The sequence below is a fragment of the Streptomyces sp. NPDC004658 genome, assembly GCF_040609555.1.
Lineage (GTDB): Bacteria > Actinomycetota > Actinomycetes > Streptomycetales > Streptomycetaceae > Streptomyces.
This window is the reverse complement of the sequence record NZ_JBEXKG010000448.1, coordinates 1-1,048: the sequence shown is the minus strand read 5'-3', so window position 1 is coordinate 1,048 and position 1,048 is coordinate 1. Positions and strand designations below refer to the sequence as shown.

Genomic DNA, 1,048 nt, shown 5'->3' with positions numbered 1-1,048 from the left:
GCCGGGAGGCGTCGAGCCGTCCATGGCCCAGACAGTCAGCGTCTGACCCTTGTAGCTTTCGGGGCCCGTCTTCTTGCTGCTGCTGTCGGTCTTGTCGTCCGAGCCACAGGCAGTGGCACCGGCCAACAGAGCCACGACGCCAATGGCCGCGATGAGTCCGCGCTTCACGACACCCTCCTCAGGGATGCAAGAGAATTCCCCCCACCACCCGAGAACGCCCTCCGTCGCACGATTGAATGCGACGGGTACTGCCCGTGGGGCTGGGACCTGGTCTTTAATGGTTTAGACCAGTACCGGGAGCTTGGCCTAGACCTTTAGGGGTGTCAAGGGTGTATAAGAAGTGCACTCGCGTCCGTTATAGGACCGACACCTGAGGGAGGGCGACGAGCCGTGACCGGACCGTGCCACCATGTGAGCCGCGACAGACGGAGGAGCCGGTGACGGCAGCAACGCAGCAGTCGGGAAGGCGGGCCATGGGTGCCGACGGGGGCAGTACGGGGAACGAGACGGGCGCGAACACGCGTACCGCACGCGTCCCGAAGTACTACCGGCTGAAGCGACATCTGCTCGACATGACGGACACGATGCCGCCGGGCACGCCTGTGCCCCCGGAGCGCACCCTGGCCGCCGAGTTCGACACCTCGCGCACCACCGTGCGCCAGGCACTCCAGGAACTGGTCGTCGAGGGCCGGTTGGAGCGCATCCAGGGCAAGGGCACCTTCGTCGCGAAGCCGAAGGTCTCGCAGGCCCTGCAGCTCACCTCGTACACCGAGGACATGCGCGCCCAGGGGCTGGAACCGACGTCCCAGCTACTGGACATCGGCTATGTGACGGCCGACGACACCCTCGCCGGGCTGCTCGACATCACCGCGGGCGGGCGCGTGCTGCGGATCGAGCGCCTGCGCCTGGCGAGCGGTGAGCCGATGGCGATCGAGACCACCCACCTCTCGGCCAAACGCTTTCCCGCGCTGCGGCGTTCACTGGTGAAGTACACGTCCCTCTACACGGCCCTGGCCGAGGTGTACGACGTGCGGCTGGCCGAGGCCGA

The 1,048-nt window shown here is 66.9% G+C and carries 1 protein-coding gene and 1 pseudogene; one reads left to right on the top strand and one right to left on the bottom strand.

The features are described from left to right. Positions 1–168, bottom strand: a pseudogene (locus tag ABZV94_RS42065) (sugar transporter); the annotation flags it as partial. A gap of 305 nt (positions 169–473) precedes the next feature. Here ABZV94_RS42065 and ABZV94_RS42060 point away from each other — a divergent pair. Further along, a partial coding sequence (locus ABZV94_RS42060; protein WP_356350460.1) for a GntR family transcriptional regulator occupies positions 474–1,048 on the top strand: 575 nt, incomplete at its 3' end.